14 protein-coding genes and 1 pseudogene are annotated in these 15,141 nt (G+C 33.5%); 4 read left to right on the forward strand and 11 right to left on the reverse strand.

From position 1 onward, the window contains the following. Position 1 precedes the first annotated feature (1 nt). Together ACQY44_RS03650 and ACQY44_RS03655 are read left to right on the forward strand one after the other, a co-directional pair. Positions 2–1,036: a sensor histidine kinase gene (locus ACQY44_RS03650; RefSeq protein ID WP_428229057.1), complete on the forward strand. Its 1,035-nt coding sequence runs from the start codon at positions 2–4 to the stop codon at positions 1,034–1,036. 1 nt (position 1,037) lies between these two features. Continuing rightward, positions 1,038–1,757, forward strand: coding sequence for a LytR/AlgR family response regulator transcription factor (locus ACQY44_RS03655; protein WP_428229058.1), 720 nt, complete (start codon positions 1,038–1,040; stop codon positions 1,755–1,757). A gap of 280 nt (positions 1,758–2,037) precedes the next feature. Here ACQY44_RS03655 and ACQY44_RS03660 read toward each other — a convergent pair whose 3' ends face one another. After that, positions 2,038–2,919 (reverse strand): helix-turn-helix domain-containing protein, encoded by an 882-nt coding sequence (locus ACQY44_RS03660; RefSeq protein WP_428229059.1) that lies wholly within the window; start codon positions 2,917–2,919, stop codon positions 2,038–2,040. A gap of 245 nt (positions 2,920–3,164) precedes the next feature. On the opposite strand from ACQY44_RS03660, the gene ACQY44_RS03665 reads away from it, so the two are divergent. Beyond that, the gene (locus ACQY44_RS03665; RefSeq protein WP_428229060.1) at positions 3,165–4,811 is read left to right on the forward strand and encodes an alpha-L-fucosidase; all 1,647 of its coding nucleotides are present in this window, start codon (positions 3,165–3,167) and stop codon (positions 4,809–4,811) included. A gap of 114 nt (positions 4,812–4,925) precedes the next feature. Here the strand turns inward: ACQY44_RS03665 and ACQY44_RS03670 are convergent, their stop codons facing one another. The 10 genes and pseudogenes from ACQY44_RS03670 to ACQY44_RS03715 all read right to left on the reverse strand — a co-directional run. Further along, the gene (locus ACQY44_RS03670; protein WP_428229061.1) at positions 4,926–6,092 is read right to left on the reverse strand and encodes a serine hydrolase domain-containing protein; all 1,167 of its coding nucleotides are present in this window, start codon (positions 6,090–6,092) and stop codon (positions 4,926–4,928) included. A 143-nt stretch (positions 6,093–6,235) separates the two neighbouring features. Then, positions 6,236–7,048: a helix-turn-helix domain-containing protein gene (locus ACQY44_RS03675; protein ID WP_428229062.1), complete on the reverse strand. Its 813-nt coding sequence runs from the start codon at positions 7,046–7,048 to the stop codon at positions 6,236–6,238. A gap of 416 nt (positions 7,049–7,464) precedes the next feature. Further along, the gene (locus tag ACQY44_RS03680) at positions 7,465–7,701 is read right to left on the reverse strand and encodes a DUF6965 family protein (RefSeq protein WP_428229063.1); all 237 of its coding nucleotides are present in this window, start codon (positions 7,699–7,701) and stop codon (positions 7,465–7,467) included. 549 nt (positions 7,702–8,250) lie between these two features. After that, a complete protein-coding gene (locus tag ACQY44_RS03685) occupies positions 8,251–9,180 on the reverse strand; it encodes an ADP-ribosylglycohydrolase family protein (protein ID WP_428229064.1) in 930 nt (309 codons plus the stop codon). Positions 9,181–9,344: 164 nt separating this feature from the next. Further along, positions 9,345–10,199: a hypothetical protein gene (locus ACQY44_RS03690; RefSeq protein WP_428229065.1), complete on the reverse strand. Its 855-nt coding sequence runs from the start codon at positions 10,197–10,199 to the stop codon at positions 9,345–9,347. A gap of 172 nt (positions 10,200–10,371) precedes the next feature. Continuing rightward, positions 10,372–11,043, reverse strand: a complete 672-nt coding sequence (locus tag ACQY44_RS03695) for a hypothetical protein (RefSeq protein WP_428229066.1) — start codon at positions 11,041–11,043, stop codon at positions 10,372–10,374. Between the two features lie 603 nt (positions 11,044–11,646). Then, positions 11,647–11,931 (reverse strand): hypothetical protein, encoded by a 285-nt coding sequence (locus ACQY44_RS03700; protein ID WP_428229067.1) that lies wholly within the window; start codon positions 11,929–11,931, stop codon positions 11,647–11,649. Between the two features lie 817 nt (positions 11,932–12,748). Next, positions 12,749–13,540 carry an SDR family NAD(P)-dependent oxidoreductase gene (locus ACQY44_RS03705; RefSeq protein WP_428229068.1) on the reverse strand — a complete coding sequence of 264 codons (792 nt, stop codon included), beginning with the start codon at positions 13,538–13,540 and terminating at the stop codon, positions 12,749–12,751. A gap of 50 nt (positions 13,541–13,590) precedes the next feature. Beyond that, entirely contained in the window at positions 13,591–14,172 is a 582-nt protein-coding gene (locus ACQY44_RS03710) for a TetR/AcrR family transcriptional regulator (protein ID WP_428229069.1), read from the reverse strand. Between the two features lie 74 nt (positions 14,173–14,246). Continuing rightward, positions 14,247–14,411 (reverse strand): annotated as a pseudogene (locus ACQY44_RS03715) (helix-turn-helix domain-containing protein); the annotation flags it as partial. Positions 14,412–14,556: 145 nt separating this feature from the next. Between ACQY44_RS03715 and ACQY44_RS03720 the strand changes: the two are divergent. After that, positions 14,557–15,126 carry a Crp/Fnr family transcriptional regulator gene (locus ACQY44_RS03720; RefSeq protein WP_428229070.1) on the forward strand — a complete coding sequence of 190 codons (570 nt, stop codon included), beginning with the start codon at positions 14,557–14,559 and terminating at the stop codon, positions 15,124–15,126. Positions 15,127–15,141: the final 15 nt, after the last annotated feature.

The following is a 15,141-nucleotide window of genomic DNA, read 5'->3' on the forward strand; positions in this document are numbered from 1 at the left end:
CGTGAAAATAATTAGGAATAAAAAAATAGCAATTGAATGGATCTACCCCGCAGTTTGGGGAATCCTAATGTATAATGTACTTAGGGCAGTTACAGATCTTACACACCATGGTATTTTTTGGGAAGGGGATATTAAGCTGCACTTGGTTGCATTACTACTTTCTATATTGATATGCTATATAAGCAGTCTTGTATGGCATCGCAAACTTTGCAGGATCGTAGAATCTGGTAAAATGGGAAGGGACTATGTATTGGTTCTTGTGCAGCTTATTATTTTATTGAACCTCGTGCTCATTGCAGGACAAGGTGTTGGTCTTTTATTTATGGGGGCAGGCTGGATAGACTACATGCTTATTAATGTCATCTATATACCACTATTGCTCATTTTTTATACATTTATCCGTAATGGCCTAATAGATAAAAATGTGTATAAAAAAATACTGGCACTGGAAATATTAAAAGCAGAAAAAAATGAAGCAGAACTTGATTTTCTAAAATCCCAATACCATCCGCATTTTCTTTTTAATGCTTTAAACACTATTTATTTTCAGGTAGATGAAAGCAATGAAGAAGCAAAGAATAGCATTGAGCATTTATCAGGACTACTGCGTTATCAGCTTTATGATGTAAACCATGAAGTTCCTTTTCATAAAGAAATAGCGTATTTACGTTCTTATATTGCCTTTCAGCAATTGAGAAAAACAGATAAGTTAGCTGTAAATGTTACTATAGATGCTATTTTACAGCAGCAACCTATAGAGCCATTGTTGTTTCAGCCGTTATTGGAAAATGCATTCAAATATGTATCAGGATCATACCAGATAGATCTTGTATTGAAACTAGTAGAAAATAAAATTCACTTTATATTGAAAAATTCCGTTTCAGATACGCCGGTATCTTCAGTAATTAAAGACAGCGGTATAGGACTTAGTAATCTCAAACGCAGACTAGAACTGCTTTATCCCGAAAACCACGAATTATTGACAAAAAAAGAGAATGCCTTTTTTGAGGTCACGCTCATTTTACAAATAAAATAGTATGGAGATAAAATGTATCATTACAGATGACGAACCCCTAGCGCGTAAGGGTATTAGAGGATATATAGAGAAAACAGATTTTCTTTGTCTTACAGGAGAATGTGAAAATGCAATTGAGCTCAATAATCTGCTTAAAAAAGATACTGTTGATGTTATCTTTCTGGATGTTGAAATGCCGGGACTTACCGGTATGGAGTTTCTGGCCTCTGTGGAAAATCTGCCAAAGATCATTATTGTATCTGCTTATGAACAATATGCCTTAAAAGGATATGAACTCAATGTATTTGATTATCTGCTAAAACCAGTTTCTTATCAGCGTTTTCTAAAATCGGTCAATAAACTGCACGGTGCAATAGAAAAAGAAGAAAAAAACAATACGGTTGATTATATCTTTATCAAAGTAAATAAGAAAACAAAAAAAATGATGCTCAAAGACATTCTTTTTATAGAAAGCATGGAGAATTATGTGCAGGTTCATACAGCTGTTTCCAAAGAAATGGTTTACTGCACACTTAAAATGATCTCAGAGGGTCTTCCATCAGAAAAGTTTATTCAGATACATAGACGATACATTGTGAATGTTGAACATATCCAAGCTGTAGAAGGCAGCCGTCTTGAAATAGGAGCACATGTTCTTCCTATGTCCCGCAGTATGAAAGATAGTATATACAGCAAGTTTATAACAGGAAATTTTATTGCAAGAAGCAAAAATGACCAATAAAACAGAGGCTGTTTAAACAGTATATACTTTTGAAGTTCCTGCCAATACTTCGGCAACTTTATTTTTGAAAGGAAAAAACATTGAAAAGCTAAGAGAATCAGGCAATAAAATTAAAAAAGGCCAAAGGAGTGACTTATTTGGGACAAAAAGACTATAAATTAATATTTGGCTTGGAATCGGGAATTTTTTCAATTTACGGTAAAGAATTAAAAAAAGAAACAGATTAGTTTTTTAGTGGTTTAAAAATGTTTGATGACTTGTTATATAAGTCCGAATAAGATTATATCGAAATTTTATTGTTCTGTTGGCGGTATTTTCCAGGAGTAATACCCACTATTCGCCTGAATATTTTTGAAAAGTGAGGCAAGTTCGAGAAACCGGTATCTAAGGCAATTTCGAGAAGACTCTTATTTGTTGTGGCAATGAGATATTGCGCCCTTTCTATCTTTTTTTCGTGAATATAATTTAAAGGCCTCTGTCCGTTATGAAGTAGAAATTGTTTCGAAAAATAATCCTTGTTTTGATTTACTCTTTTGGCTAAATCTACCACAGTTAAATTCTCACCTAAATGAAGTTGGATATAACTCATGGTGTCCAAAATTTTTGAAGGAGTATTTTGAGGCGTGTTTTGTTTGAATTTTTCAGTATTCAGAAATCTGGAAATCAATAAAAGAAGTATCCCTTGATTTTCAAAGATGAGGTGCGGTTTTAGTTGATTGTTAAGGGATTGGTATTCTTTGTAATAAGCTTCTTTTTCATATACTTTTGGATTGTCAGATCTGTTAATTCCTCTTCTGGGGTTTTCCTGCAGCATTTGTTTGATAAGGACAATGTCAGTTTGGGTGGCGGGCAATTTCATTACATTCCTATTTTGGTTAAACAAAGAAATTCCATCGGGAGATTCCTCAAAAAACTGAATAAAATATTGACTTAAATAGTCCTCACAATTCAAATTGCAAATGGTAAAACTTGGAATAAGATACAAGTAACCAGGTTCTAAAATTAACTTATCAGAACTATGAGAGATAAATCCAATTCCTTCATCAATGTAGTAAAGTCGGTAGTAAGGGCTAATTACATTATTAAAATTCCATTTTTTGTTAAGTTTTACATAATCAATGTTTAATAAGGTAAAGGAGTATTTGAAAATGCTTTTTGACATGATGATATTAAAATTAGGATAAAAAGATCGTTTTTGAATAATAAAAAATCGTTTTTGAATAATTAATTTAAAATGTGTATATTTTAAATTTGTCTTTGGCTATTAAAAATAGATCATTAAAAACTTATAATCAAATCCTGATATAAAATAGCTGTAATAAAAAAAACTGGAGGCTCTATTTAATATAAATGGGGACTTTTAAATAAACTGATAAAATCGGAAATCTATAAATTAGTATTCAAATTATGAAAAGAAGAGATGCTTTAAAATTAGGTATTTCAGCCCTGGCAGGGCTTTACTTATCTCCTTTATTGGGACATTCCTATATCCTTAGCGCTCCCGCTTTCAAAGGTGTTTTTGAGCCTACCTGGGATTCTTTAAGCAAATACCAGGTTCCAGATTGGTTTCGTGATGCTAAATTTGGAATGTGGGCACATTGGGGTCCTCAATGCCAACCAGAAGCTGGAGATTGGTATGCTCGTGGAATGTATCAGGAAGATTCCTGGCAGTATAAGATCCATTTGAAAAAATATGGACATCCCTCTAAGTTTGGGTTTAAAGATGTAATTAATGTTTGGAAAGCTGATAAGTGGAATCCCGACGAACTGGTAAATTTATACAAAGATTCAGGAGCCAAATATTTTATGGCAATGGCCAATCATCATGACAATTTAGATCTTTACGATAGTAAATATCAGCCCAATTGGAATTCAACCAAAATGGGGCCTAAAAAAGATATTATTGCTGGTTGGGAAAAAGCAGCCCGCAAAGCAGGACTTCCCTTTGCCGTTAGTGTTCACGCCGCCCATGCCTGGAATTGGTTTGATACTTCTAAGGGCGCTGATAAAAAAGGCACCTTAGTAGGAGTTCCTTATGATGGTGTTTTAACAAAAGCAGATGGTGCGGGGACTTGGTGGGAAGGTTTAGATCCGCAAGAATTGTATGCGCAAAATCATCCCCTGAGTGAGAAAGAGTCAGGCAATTCATCAGTACATAGTCAATGGGATTGGGGAGATGGAGCTTCAATACCAACGGCTGATTACTGTGAAAAATTTCATGACAGAACTATTGATTTAATAGACAAATACAATCCTGATTTGGTTTATTTTGATGATACAGCACTTCCTCTTTGGCCAATTAGTGATGCAGGTTTACGTATTGCGGCACATTTATACAATAAAAGCCTTGAAAAGAATAAAACAGTTCAAACGGTTGTAACGGGTAAAATTTTGGATCAGCAACAGCGCAAAGCTATGGTTTGGGATATTGAAAAAGGACAAAGTAATAGCATAGAACCCTTACCATGGCAAACGGATACTTGCATTGGCGAATGGCACTATAATCGAGATGTTTATAAAGATAAACGTTATAAAACGGCTAAAACCGTTATTCATACATTAATTGATGTGGTAAGTAAGAACGGGAATCTAATGCTGAACATTCCCGTAAGAGGAGATGGAAGTATTGACGAATTAGAACGCGAAATTGTTAATGAAGTTGGGGTTTGGATGAAGCTAAATAGCAAAAGTATTTATGGTACCCGACCATGGAAAATTTTTGGAGAGGGCCCGCAGCAAGAGACTGCGGGAGCACTAACTGCTCAGGGTTTTAACGAAGGAAAAGGAAAGCCTTATACTTCAGAAGATATTCGTTTTGCACAAAAAGATAAGATACTTTATGCAACGGTGATGGCCTGGCCGGAAAGTGGCACTGCCATTATTAAAAGTTTAGGAAAGCAATCGCCGTACCATACCGCTACAGTAAAAGAAATTAAACTCGTTAGTACTGGTCAAAAACTGAAATTCAAACAGCATTCAAGTACTCTTGAAGTCTATTTTCCAAATCAAAAACCAGAAGCTCCTTATGCAAATGCATTAGAAATTATATCATAGTAAAAATTGCTTTCAGATTAGTTCTCAAATGATAAATCATTTCTATTTATTATATTTCTAATTGCGTCTGCACTTCGGACGCAATTAGAAATACTTTTTTATTATTACTGATGTCTATTGGATTAAATCGATTACCTGTTTACCAAAATCTGAAAAGTTATCTTTTTCTTCCTTATGACTTTGATGGCTTATCATTCTAAGGGCAACAATATTATTTATTGGATCAACAATAATGAAATTTCCCAAATATCCGTCGGCACGATAGGTCACCTTGCCGCTAAATTCTCTTTTTCGAAGACGTAATCCCGATGTTAGATTCTTAGCAATATCCTGATAAGGGTTATCACCGAAAACCGATCGCAGTTTTGTCAAATACTCCTCATTAGAGTTGTAAACACCTTTCATTTTAATAGCTTTTTTGATGAACTCCTTTGGTACGTTATTTTTCTTTAATTCGGTGATAATTTGCTCATCAACAATTGAGATTGTGTTTTCATAATCCAGCCACCATAACATTCCGTAGCCTTGATACTGAGCAGATGGTTTTACAACTTCATTGATATACTCCTCAGAAATAATCACATTGTTATTGTATTTTCCTTTGTTTGCCAGTAAGAGCCCCAGTTTAACCATATCTTTGGGTTTAATTTGGCATCCGGACATAACGTGAGGATTTCCTTTCTGGTCCAAAGTCCAGCTATAATCTGTAATCTCCAGCTTTTTAAAAAGTCTCTCCCCAATATATTCATCCATACGTTTACCAGTTATTTTTTGGATTACACCGGCCATAAGATTTAAAGATTTATTATTGTATTCCCAGATTTCTCCCGGTTTTTTTGAAAGTTCGGCGGCAAGGGCCAATTGTACAAAATCTGCACTGGGATAAATTTCTACCGATGCATTGGGATTATTTTGCATACCTGAGGTCATATTAACCAAATGCCGTATGGTAACAAACTGTTTTTGACCTTGCATCCATTCAGGGTAATATTTAGCTATTGGAGTATCGAGGGTTTCAATCAATTGATCGGTAAGGATACAAGCAACTGCCAGGCCTACTATACTTTTGGTGCAGGACATGCCTTCAATTTTCGTGTCTGGCTGTCCAATACCGAAATATTTTTCAGCAACCAATTCATTGTCTTTATAGATGATAACAGCTTCTGAATTTGTCTTATCAGCCTTTGTTAAAAGTGTTTCGAGTTTGTTTTTGTTGATATTTTGTCCATAAGTATGAACTACCAGCATTCCCAGGAATACTATTAAAGCTTTTTTGCGCATTTCTTTTTTTTAAATTAAGATTCCACTTATTTGATTGCATTATAATTTCATTCAATTCAGAATTGGTTTATAAACATCTCAAATATTTCACTGGCAAAGAAAGTAAATGGTTTGCTTTTGAAATTGTAAAAATGGAAACAGCATTAAATAAAAAGCCACACATTTTCTTTTTGTGTATCTACATTTTTGAAGAAAAATTTCGGGTTGTTATGGGTCAGGTCCTGAAAATCTTTAATAAAATGCGATTGATCATAGAATAAGTTATCGAACGATAATTCGGTTAAGTTTTTTGCTTTGTTTTGTTCAATAATTGATCTTCTGAATCGATGTATTTTTCGATATTCAGAGGGAGGTTTCCCGACATTTTTTTGAAATATTTTACTGAGATACTGCCTTGAAATTTTATACTTCTTTGCCATTTCAGTTATTTTGGCATCAGCTTCTATATCCTTGATCAATTCCTCAGTCAGTGAAACATCTTTTTCTCTGAACTTGGATAACCAGTAAAGCTCAAGTGTTTCAATCTGTTTTTGCCTGTCGTTGATATTGAAAATCTTCTCCATTTCTGCTTTAAAATCAGTATATGGATCGAATTCAATTTTTTTCGTATGATCTTTGGAATAAAAAACATCCACATTATCGATAAAAAAGTTCAGTCCCAGTGGCTTAAAATATATGGTAATTTCATTGATGAGTTTCAGATACGATATTTCGATTGGAGTATTATAACGGTAGATGATATTGGCCAAGATATTATTTTCCTTCGAAGGGCTAATTATCATTATCCCTTCACTTTGTGTCAAAGAAATATTCTGTGCAATAGCAATGATGACGTAATTATTAGGGAATGTGCGATAGATTAAAGGATCGGATTTCGAATCTTCTACAATAAAATAAAATCCTTCGATATACTTTTGCAGCAGCGTATTTTTTGGTTTGTAAAATTCTAAATTCATTTTAATGATTTGATTATTAAACTTATCTATAGGCTAAATGATAATGTAAATTTACAATTTTTTATATTTTTCAAAATTAAAGGTGCTATTTTATTCTATAGTATTAAGCGGTTCTCTCGCATCTGGAATAACTTTTATCTTTAGAATTTTAAACCCATCGAAAATGCATACCAAAGGTCATTGTTATCCAAAGTCTATTATTCTGCAGGCCGTATATTTTAAGCTTAGCTTTACATTAAGCTATCGGGATGCTCAAGAGATCATGAGAATGCGAGTAGTTTCTGTTGATCATGGTACTATTCAGCGCCGGGAGTGTAAGTTTACACCTTTGCTTGAGCCAGAGATCAAGATGAGAAAGGTCAAAGTGAGGGCAAGCTGGGAAAGACGCGCTTAAAGCAGGGCTGAAAATTTCGGATTTACTCCGTTTGATTCTCGTTTTTAGTTTCCTTTGAAGCTCGTCTTACAAGTGTATAAAACTCTTTTAAATGCCACCAGGCAGGGCACATCTCAAGGTCTCCTTTATAATGGTATATAGTTAGAAAACAGCTTTTAAGGAAAAGCTGGGAATCTGTGATTTTAGCCCATGGCTTTAACTCCACCTGCTCAGGCGGGGGAGTGGCTTCAAAATAGCGTTTTATCTCTTCTGGGGTCATGGGGCAAAATTAGGTAAAAACTTCAGGCCTGTCAAGGGCGGAGGGGGTATACTTTTAAAGTGTTTTTTTTTGTTTTGGGGTTGTTTTTTTAAATGTGTCTGATCCTCATAGTTTTGGCGCTGAAATTCACCCAATTTATATTTTCGATTATTGGGGAATCTTTGATGTTGTGAAAAATATAGCTTTTCTTTTTTTTGATGTAGTATTGGGCGCGCAGACTTCTGCAAGATTTGTAAGTTAATCGGGTATTAAGAATTGTTACGAGAATCTAATTGAAGTGACAATCATTATCAATTTTATTTAAATGCTTTTTTTTTGGAGCTTTTTCCCGCTATTCGTTGCAATCTTTTGTGCCGAACACCGGCACAAAAGGATTTTCACTGCTATCGGGGCTAATGGGGCAGAGCGATCACTATTGTTTTGCTGTAATCCAAAGTATAAAAGCCTATCAGTTTAATTTTTAATTCAATTAACTTTCCAATAAGACGATTGCCCAAATCTGTTGTAGTTTTTATGGGCAGTTTACTTTATTTTAAATTGTTAATCAAATTATGCATTTCTTCTAAATACACTTTTGTCAATACTTTCTACCGACTTTGTCCAGGAATAAGGAATATTTAAATCATCTGATGACATTACAGACATTCCCCCAACCATTGCACAAATAGTATCCCTGTCACCTAAAATTGATACAGCTTTCCATATTCCTTCTTCAAAATTTTCTAAATTATATGCAGTACACCAAATTGCAAAAGGCACTGTATCTTGCGCGGTCATATTTACACCATTACCCAAAATACTTTTTACAGTTTCAATATGATAATTATAGGGTACACTTTTAGATTTCGATATCTTTGACTTTGTATCGCTATCTGGTAATTCTTTTAAAATTTTATCTATAAATTCAATCGGATTTAATATACACTTGTCAAATTTCGTCCGGGTTGTCAACGCAGTACCAATTGCAATGGCAATAGCGCCTGTAATGGCTTCAATATTTGAATGCGTAATTTCAGCTGATTTTATTGATAATTCTTTCACTTTTTGGAAATTGTCGAAATGGAAAGCACCAATAGGACAAACTCTCATTGCAGCTCCATTTCCCATTGAACCTTGTCCGTCAAATGCTCTTTTTGATACTTTCTGCCAATGCTCACCGTTTTGAACCTCTCTTAGAAGCCTTCTTAAAGTTGCACCATAACCTCTGTTTTGATCTAAATCATGATTTATACCAAACTGCTTTATTAAATTGTCCTGGTCTATACCGCCATTTCTTTCTAATTCCTCAAAAACAGCAATAGACATTACTGTGTCATCTGTAAATTCCCATTTAGTTTCAGGTATCTGTCTTAAATAAATACTTTCTGAAATTTTGTCTAAATCTCCAAAAAAACTATCACCAAACGCATCTCCAATCGACACGCCTAATAGTGATTTCTTAGCATTTTCAATTCTATATGTATTATCAATATGATCCATAATTGTCTTGTTGTTATAATAGTAGGCAACGTTCTGGCGCTACAGCGGGTTTGGGACTAAATTAAGCCCATTCTTCGGATTTGCCAAATCATTCAAATACAAAACCAACTTTCCATTAAGCCGATTGCCCAAATCCGCTGTAGTAGCTGTTGTAAGCTGTACTTTTACCATATTTTGCCATTTGTCTGCTTTAATGCATCAATTAATGGAACTTTATTTCCATCTTCAACATCACAAATTAAATTGTGAATACTCAATAATTCAAGTTTTTTCAGTGAATTTAAAAAACAAAATGAGTCAACTTTTTTGCTGTCAAGTTGTAAAAAAGATAGGTTTGGCAATTCTTTTAAATAATTATTTACTTCTAAAAGTTTTGGAGCTGAATAAATCTCAATTTTTCTTAATTTGGTATGGTCTTTACTTATGCCTTCGAGACTTGTCAAGCTTCTATTGTGAAACAAACCCAATAATTCCAAGTCTTTAAAGTTTTCTAATCCTTTAAGAGATTTAAGTTTACTGCCTCTAATTTGAAGTTGTTTAAGATTTATATTTTTAGATAAAATTGAAAGGTCGATTTCAGCATATTTATTGTATAAACCCAATCTTTCCAATTTTGTAAGTAATGATATTTTTTCTAGTGAATATTTATCGACGATTTCTAATCCAATACTTTTTAGTTTTTTGAATTTTGTATAATCAATTTTACTGTTTTGTGAATTAATACGTATCAAATTTCTTAAAGAATAGAGTGCTTCAAAGTCTTTTACAGAATCACTTAAAATATCAATAGATTCAATGAAATCAAGATTGTAAGATGTTAAAAAATCTAAATTTTCTAATTTGTAATCATCGGTTAATCTGATCGTATTTATATCTTTTTCTTTTATTAATGCTTCTAAATTTTGTTTTAAATTTGCAGAAGTAATGAATGCGACATTCTCTCGCATGATCGCACCTTCGTAATATCGTGACGGTTTCGTAAATCTAGTTCCGTTAATTATATATTCTCCTTCTAGCATATGATTCTGTGCGTTTCGTTTTTTAGTATAGCTTACAACGTCTTGGCACTACAGCGGGTTTGGGACTAAATTAAGCCCTATTTTCGGATTTGCCAAATCATCCCAAATACAAGACCATTTTTCCATTAAGCCAAATACCCAAATCCGTTGTAGTGGCTGTTACCGGAGGTTTTTATTCTCGGAACTTATATTTGTAATTGTCTTCTAAATTTTTTTGTTCAGCTTCAGTTAGTCTCATAAAGGCAATATTTTGACCATATCCATACTCACTTTCGCCAAGACATTCAATAATTCTCGTTTTCTTTGCTTTTATTTTTTCTTTACAAACTTCAAATACTTTTGAGTCCAACCAATCATCTGAATACTTTGGATTAAATTTTATAATTTCATCGTCCAGGTCAAATTCTATTGTAATCGGTCCAGAAGGACTCTGCCATTTTTCAGTAATATTTCGAGGATTGAAGGAGCCGTTTGATAGAGTTGAAAACATTTTAATTACGTCTACATAAACATTGTTTTCAGCGCAGACATCAGATTCTAAATCTAAATAAATCATTTTCCGTTTATCAAGGCAAGCCAAGTCAAATTCGTCTAATTCCATTCCAGGGTCATATTTTTTTTCAAATATTTTGGAATACTCATCAATTCTATTTGAGTGTAATCGTCCAAATACTTCTTTGTCGCTAAGTTTTTCAAATTTTTCAAAGAAACCGCATTTTCTTAAAACCGAAATATTTTGAATAACATTTTCTCTCGAAATTTTTTTTTCAGAATTCATTTTATAATTTTTTCTCGGATTGTCACAAGAGATAAATATCAATAAGAGCAATATTATGTATTTCATTTCTGGTGTTGTTTTTCAAAATCTCTGGTAACTTGTATATATGTCTGACTACGTCCGACTTATCCACCCTAAATCGGGTGGCTATGTCTGACAACTGTCAGTGTTATTTATTTTCAAAAATAGGATTTTTATTCCATAAGTTATTAAACGGACATTTATTTATTGAATACTATCGTAGTAACATGAATGTAAATTTCAGTTGTCTTGCTACTTTGTTGAGCAGGAACAGGATTAGAAACTGTGTGGGCCACGGCGGATATGAGTACTCCAACCTGTCTCGCTTAAAAGAGACTCAGATTTCTCTGATGCTCTTTACTTTGTAGCGAGAACAGCGCTCGAAACTGTTAACCATAAAAAGGCAATTAAAATTAAGTTGCTTTATAATATATTCGAACCTAAACTTCTTAGGCCTTGATTTTATTGGATTTTAGTTTTGTAAATCGCATTGCGCCACGATTCTGCCATAAAAATTAAAGTAGTGAAATATCCTTAAAAAATACCTAAACTTTTTGTGGCAAAAAAAAAATCTACTCGTGAGATAAAGAACTAAAGTTTCTCATAAAAACAGCTTTGCTATCTTTTATTGAGAATTTTAGTAAACTCTTAAACGGTGAAATAAATTATGCTCTTCTGATTTCTATTTCTCTTTGGAAGATAATTTATATAACCGTAATCATTTAGGTCTCCGGTACATCTATGGTAGGTAACAGGGCCGCTTATTTTAGCAATCTTCATAATTTCATGCCTATATGCTTTAATAGGATTAATATAACCTGCAGCTGTTCTGAATTGCAGCAGTGCCGCAAAAATTCCAATAGGGGTAATGCTGATGCGCTGGTCTTTTTCTACTGCTTTGAAGAATTGTGTTAAAGGGTTCAGCTGGTCCATTACTCTTGTTATTTAGATTTTTATTGCACTGTTTTAAAAATGAATTTTAATGATTGGCAGTCATCAAATTACTATGCCGAATTTATTTTTACTTTTTGCAATCAGTGTGAGACCCCTTTGAAGGGTCATTCTCTAGAAGGTCTTTTTCAATGTCCTTCCCGTTTATGTCTTTGGGGTCGCTTTGGGGTTCCCTTTAAGGGTTCTTCGGGTCATAGGGGCTGGGTGTTTTTGGCTGCGTGTTTTGGGTCTTTGATCGGGTTTTGGGAATTACGGTCTTCACGATCGTAATTTTTGGTTGTATGGGAAGTTGTTGTTTTATTTTTTGAATTAGATTATTGCTGTTGTTTTTTGAAAGGAGGGTATGTTGGCGGGTTGGGCGGTATGGGCGTGCTTGTTCGGGGGGCTTTGTGCTTTGTTATCAGACTTATATGTAATATTATTTTTAGGGTTTATATTATTTTTTGGAGCTTTTTCCCGCTATTCGTTGCAATCTTTTGTGCCGAACCCCGGCACAAAAGGATTTCCACTGCTATCGGGGCTAGGGCTGCTGAGGAGCAGGGCTCTTTAGACTAATAAAATAAGTGAGATTATAAAAAAATGGCGCCAATTTTCTTCAATTGGCGCCATGTGGCTTGTTTGTGACGTCTACTTTACAATTAACAAATCATTTTATGAATGATTTAAAGAAATCGGCTTATTTTTCTATTGATTTGTAAGATAATTATTGACGTTATTTATTTGAAAGTGGTTTGTATGTATCGTAGGGGGTTAATGTTGAAATACTGAATTTCTACGAAGATTTTATTAAAAAGTTGTTTTAAAAAGTTTTTAAAACACCTCCATCAGCCCTTACTGAAGTTCCATTCGTTGCGATTGATAGTGGACTCGCTAGATATGTAGCCAATGAAGCGATTTCAGACGGATTTATAAAACGCTGTAATAGAGAATGCGGATTTGTCTGCTGTATAATAATGTTCTTCATTTGTTGAGCTTCTATATTTTGCATTGACGCAATTTGCTCTATTGTCGATGCTACACCATCAGAATAGGTGGGACCGCCAAGAATTGTGTTTACAGTAACCTCAGTTCCAATTGTAAGTTTTGATAAACCATTGCTTACCGCCATCATTGCGGCTTTAGTCATTCCGTAATGAATCATATTTCCTGGAATATTTACTCCAGACTCACTGCTTATAAAAATAATTCGTCCCGATTTTTTCTCAAGCATTTGCGGTAAAAGTCTTTTCGAAAGACGTACAGCGCTCATTACATTAACTTCGAAAATTCTATACCAATCTTCATCTGCAATATCTTCGAAATTTTTTAAATCGAAAACACCAACATTGTTAACCAATATGTCGATATCGGTAAGCTTATCTAATAATATATCTATATCATCTTTTTTTTCGAAATCAGCTTTGATACCAGAAATAGCAGCTGTTGGAAATTCAGTTTTTAATTTGAAAACTGCTTCGTTTATCTTTTCTTTATTTCTTCCATTGATAATCACTTCTACTTTTTCTGATAACAATTGCTGGGCAATTGCAAAACCAATTCCCTGTGTTGATCCGCTGATGAAAGCTCTTTTTCGTTCTAATTTTAAATTCATTTTATATAATATTTATTTTGTAATGATTGATACATAAATAATTAAAAAAATTAGCTGATAACAGCTAATTGCATTTCAATCTGGTTCTTTAAGACATTTTTGTCGGGATACATTCTTCGTAAAGTGTTGAGTCCGCACCAAAATGTTATTAAATATTTCCCCAGTATTTCTGGAGGTGTTTGTGTCTGAAGGTTTCCTTTTATTTGTTCTTGTTTTATTGCTCCAGTAAACATTTGTTCTACATCTTTCAAAATTTGTACAGCGCTCTCTTCAAGATCTTCATCAATATAGGTCATCTCAACTACGGTATTGGCTATAATACATCCTTTAAAATGTTCGTCTTTAGAGGCATCGGCTATGCTTATAAAAAAATCTTTGATCAGTTCTAATGGAGATTCGCTTATTTCTAGTTGACTTTTAAAAGAATCAAATGCCAGTCTGCGCTCTTGAACAGCTTTTTGGAAAACCTCTTTTTTGCCTCCTTTAAAAGTATTATAAAAACTGCCAGCACCTGCACCAGTTGCTTTCTGTAAATCGCTTAAAGAAGTTGCGCTGTAACCTTTCTGCCAAAAGATTTCCTGAGCCTTTTTAATGATATTGGAATCATCATAGATTGTTGGTCTTCCTCGCATTTTATTTTATATTGTAATGATTGATACAAAAATATTAATAATTGCTTTATATCCAAATTTAAAAATCATAAATTTTAATTAAATGATTGTCTGAATTGAATCGGTGTTAATCCCGTTTTCTTTTTAAAAAGCTTGCTAAATGACTGAGAATATTCAAATCCCAACTAAAAAGCAACTTCATTTACAGTCATGTTTGTGGTAGAAAGCAGTTGTTTTGATTTTTCAATAAGATAATTATGAAATATTTAAAAGGCATACTAAAGATGCTTTCAAATTAAATTTTAAATTTACTAGCTGAAACAAAATTAAGAAAGTTAATTACTTATCTCAATATGTTCACATGAAAGTTACTCGCCCATTTTAATGAAGAACTTAAACATATAAATGTACACACAATTAGAAAAATATCTTAAAACAAAGATTGAAATTGACGATAAGACACTTTCGTTTATCTGTTCATATTTCACAATTAACAAGACCAAAAGGAACGAATTTCTGTTGAAAGAAAAGGAAATTTGCAAACATTTCTATTTTGTTAATAAAGGCTGCATACGACTTTTCAATATTAACAAGGACGGAGAAGAAGGCACGAGATATTTTCATTTTGAGGATTCTTTTGGAACCGCATTGCCAAGTCTTATCAATCAAAAACCATCCTATGAATTTATGCAGACTATTGAACCTTCGGAGTTGCTGGTCATCAACCGTGAAGATTACTTTCATTTGGTTGACACAGTTCCGCAGTTCGCTTTCATTTACAGACAAATTTTAGAATTGGCTTATCTGAAATCACAGGAACGTATATACTGTTTTCAAAGTTTAGAAGCTATAGAAAAAGTCCGTTGGGTTATGACAAATCAATCAAGGTGGTTGACAAGACTGTCAAATAAAATGGTTGCCTCTTATTTAGGACTTACCCCTCAAACATTAAGCAGATTAAAATCAAAGCTGTAAAAATGTGAACATAGG

The sequence above is a fragment of the Flavobacterium sp. genome (assembly GCF_965277525.1).
Taxonomy (GTDB): domain Bacteria; phylum Bacteroidota; class Bacteroidia; order Flavobacteriales; family Flavobacteriaceae; genus Flavobacterium.

What these genes read in the sequence shown, in the direction of transcription:
- ACQY44_RS03695 (WP_428229066.1), bottom strand. Translation starts at nt 11,043, where the DNA reads ATGAAATACATAATATTGCTCTTATTGATATTTATCTCTTGTGACAAT.
- ACQY44_RS03665 (WP_428229060.1), top strand. Translation starts at nt 3,165, where the DNA reads ATGAAAAGAAGAGATGCTTTAAAATTAGGTATTTCAGCCCTGGCAGGG.
- ACQY44_RS03720 (WP_428229070.1), top strand. Translation starts at nt 14,557, where the DNA reads ATGTACACACAATTAGAAAAATATCTTAAAACAAAGATTGAAATTGAC.
- ACQY44_RS03675 (WP_428229062.1), bottom strand. Translation starts at nt 7,048, where the DNA reads ATGAATTTAGAATTTTACAAACCAAAAAATACGCTGCTGCAAAAGTAT.
- ACQY44_RS03690 (WP_428229065.1), bottom strand. Translation starts at nt 10,199, where the DNA reads ATGCTAGAAGGAGAATATATAATTAACGGAACTAGATTTACGAAACCG.
- ACQY44_RS03685 (WP_428229064.1), bottom strand. Translation starts at nt 9,180, where the DNA reads ATGGATCATATTGATAATACATATAGAATTGAAAATGCTAAGAAATCA.
- ACQY44_RS03655 (WP_428229058.1), top strand. Translation starts at nt 1,038, where the DNA reads ATGGAGATAAAATGTATCATTACAGATGACGAACCCCTAGCGCGTAAG.
- ACQY44_RS03705 (WP_428229068.1), bottom strand. Translation starts at nt 13,540, where the DNA reads ATGAATTTAAAATTAGAACGAAAAAGAGCTTTCATCAGCGGATCAACA.
- ACQY44_RS03680 (WP_428229063.1), bottom strand. Translation starts at nt 7,701, where the DNA reads ATGACCCCAGAAGAGATAAAACGCTATTTTGAAGCCACTCCCCCGCCT.
- ACQY44_RS03670 (WP_428229061.1), bottom strand. Translation starts at nt 6,092, where the DNA reads ATGCGCAAAAAAGCTTTAATAGTATTCCTGGGAATGCTGGTAGTTCAT.
- ACQY44_RS03660 (WP_428229059.1), bottom strand. Translation starts at nt 2,919, where the DNA reads ATGTCAAAAAGCATTTTCAAATACTCCTTTACCTTATTAAACATTGAT.
- ACQY44_RS03700 (WP_428229067.1), bottom strand. Translation starts at nt 11,931, where the DNA reads ATGGACCAGCTGAACCCTTTAACACAATTCTTCAAAGCAGTAGAAAAA.
- ACQY44_RS03710 (WP_428229069.1), bottom strand. Translation starts at nt 14,172, where the DNA reads ATGCGAGGAAGACCAACAATCTATGATGATTCCAATATCATTAAAAAG.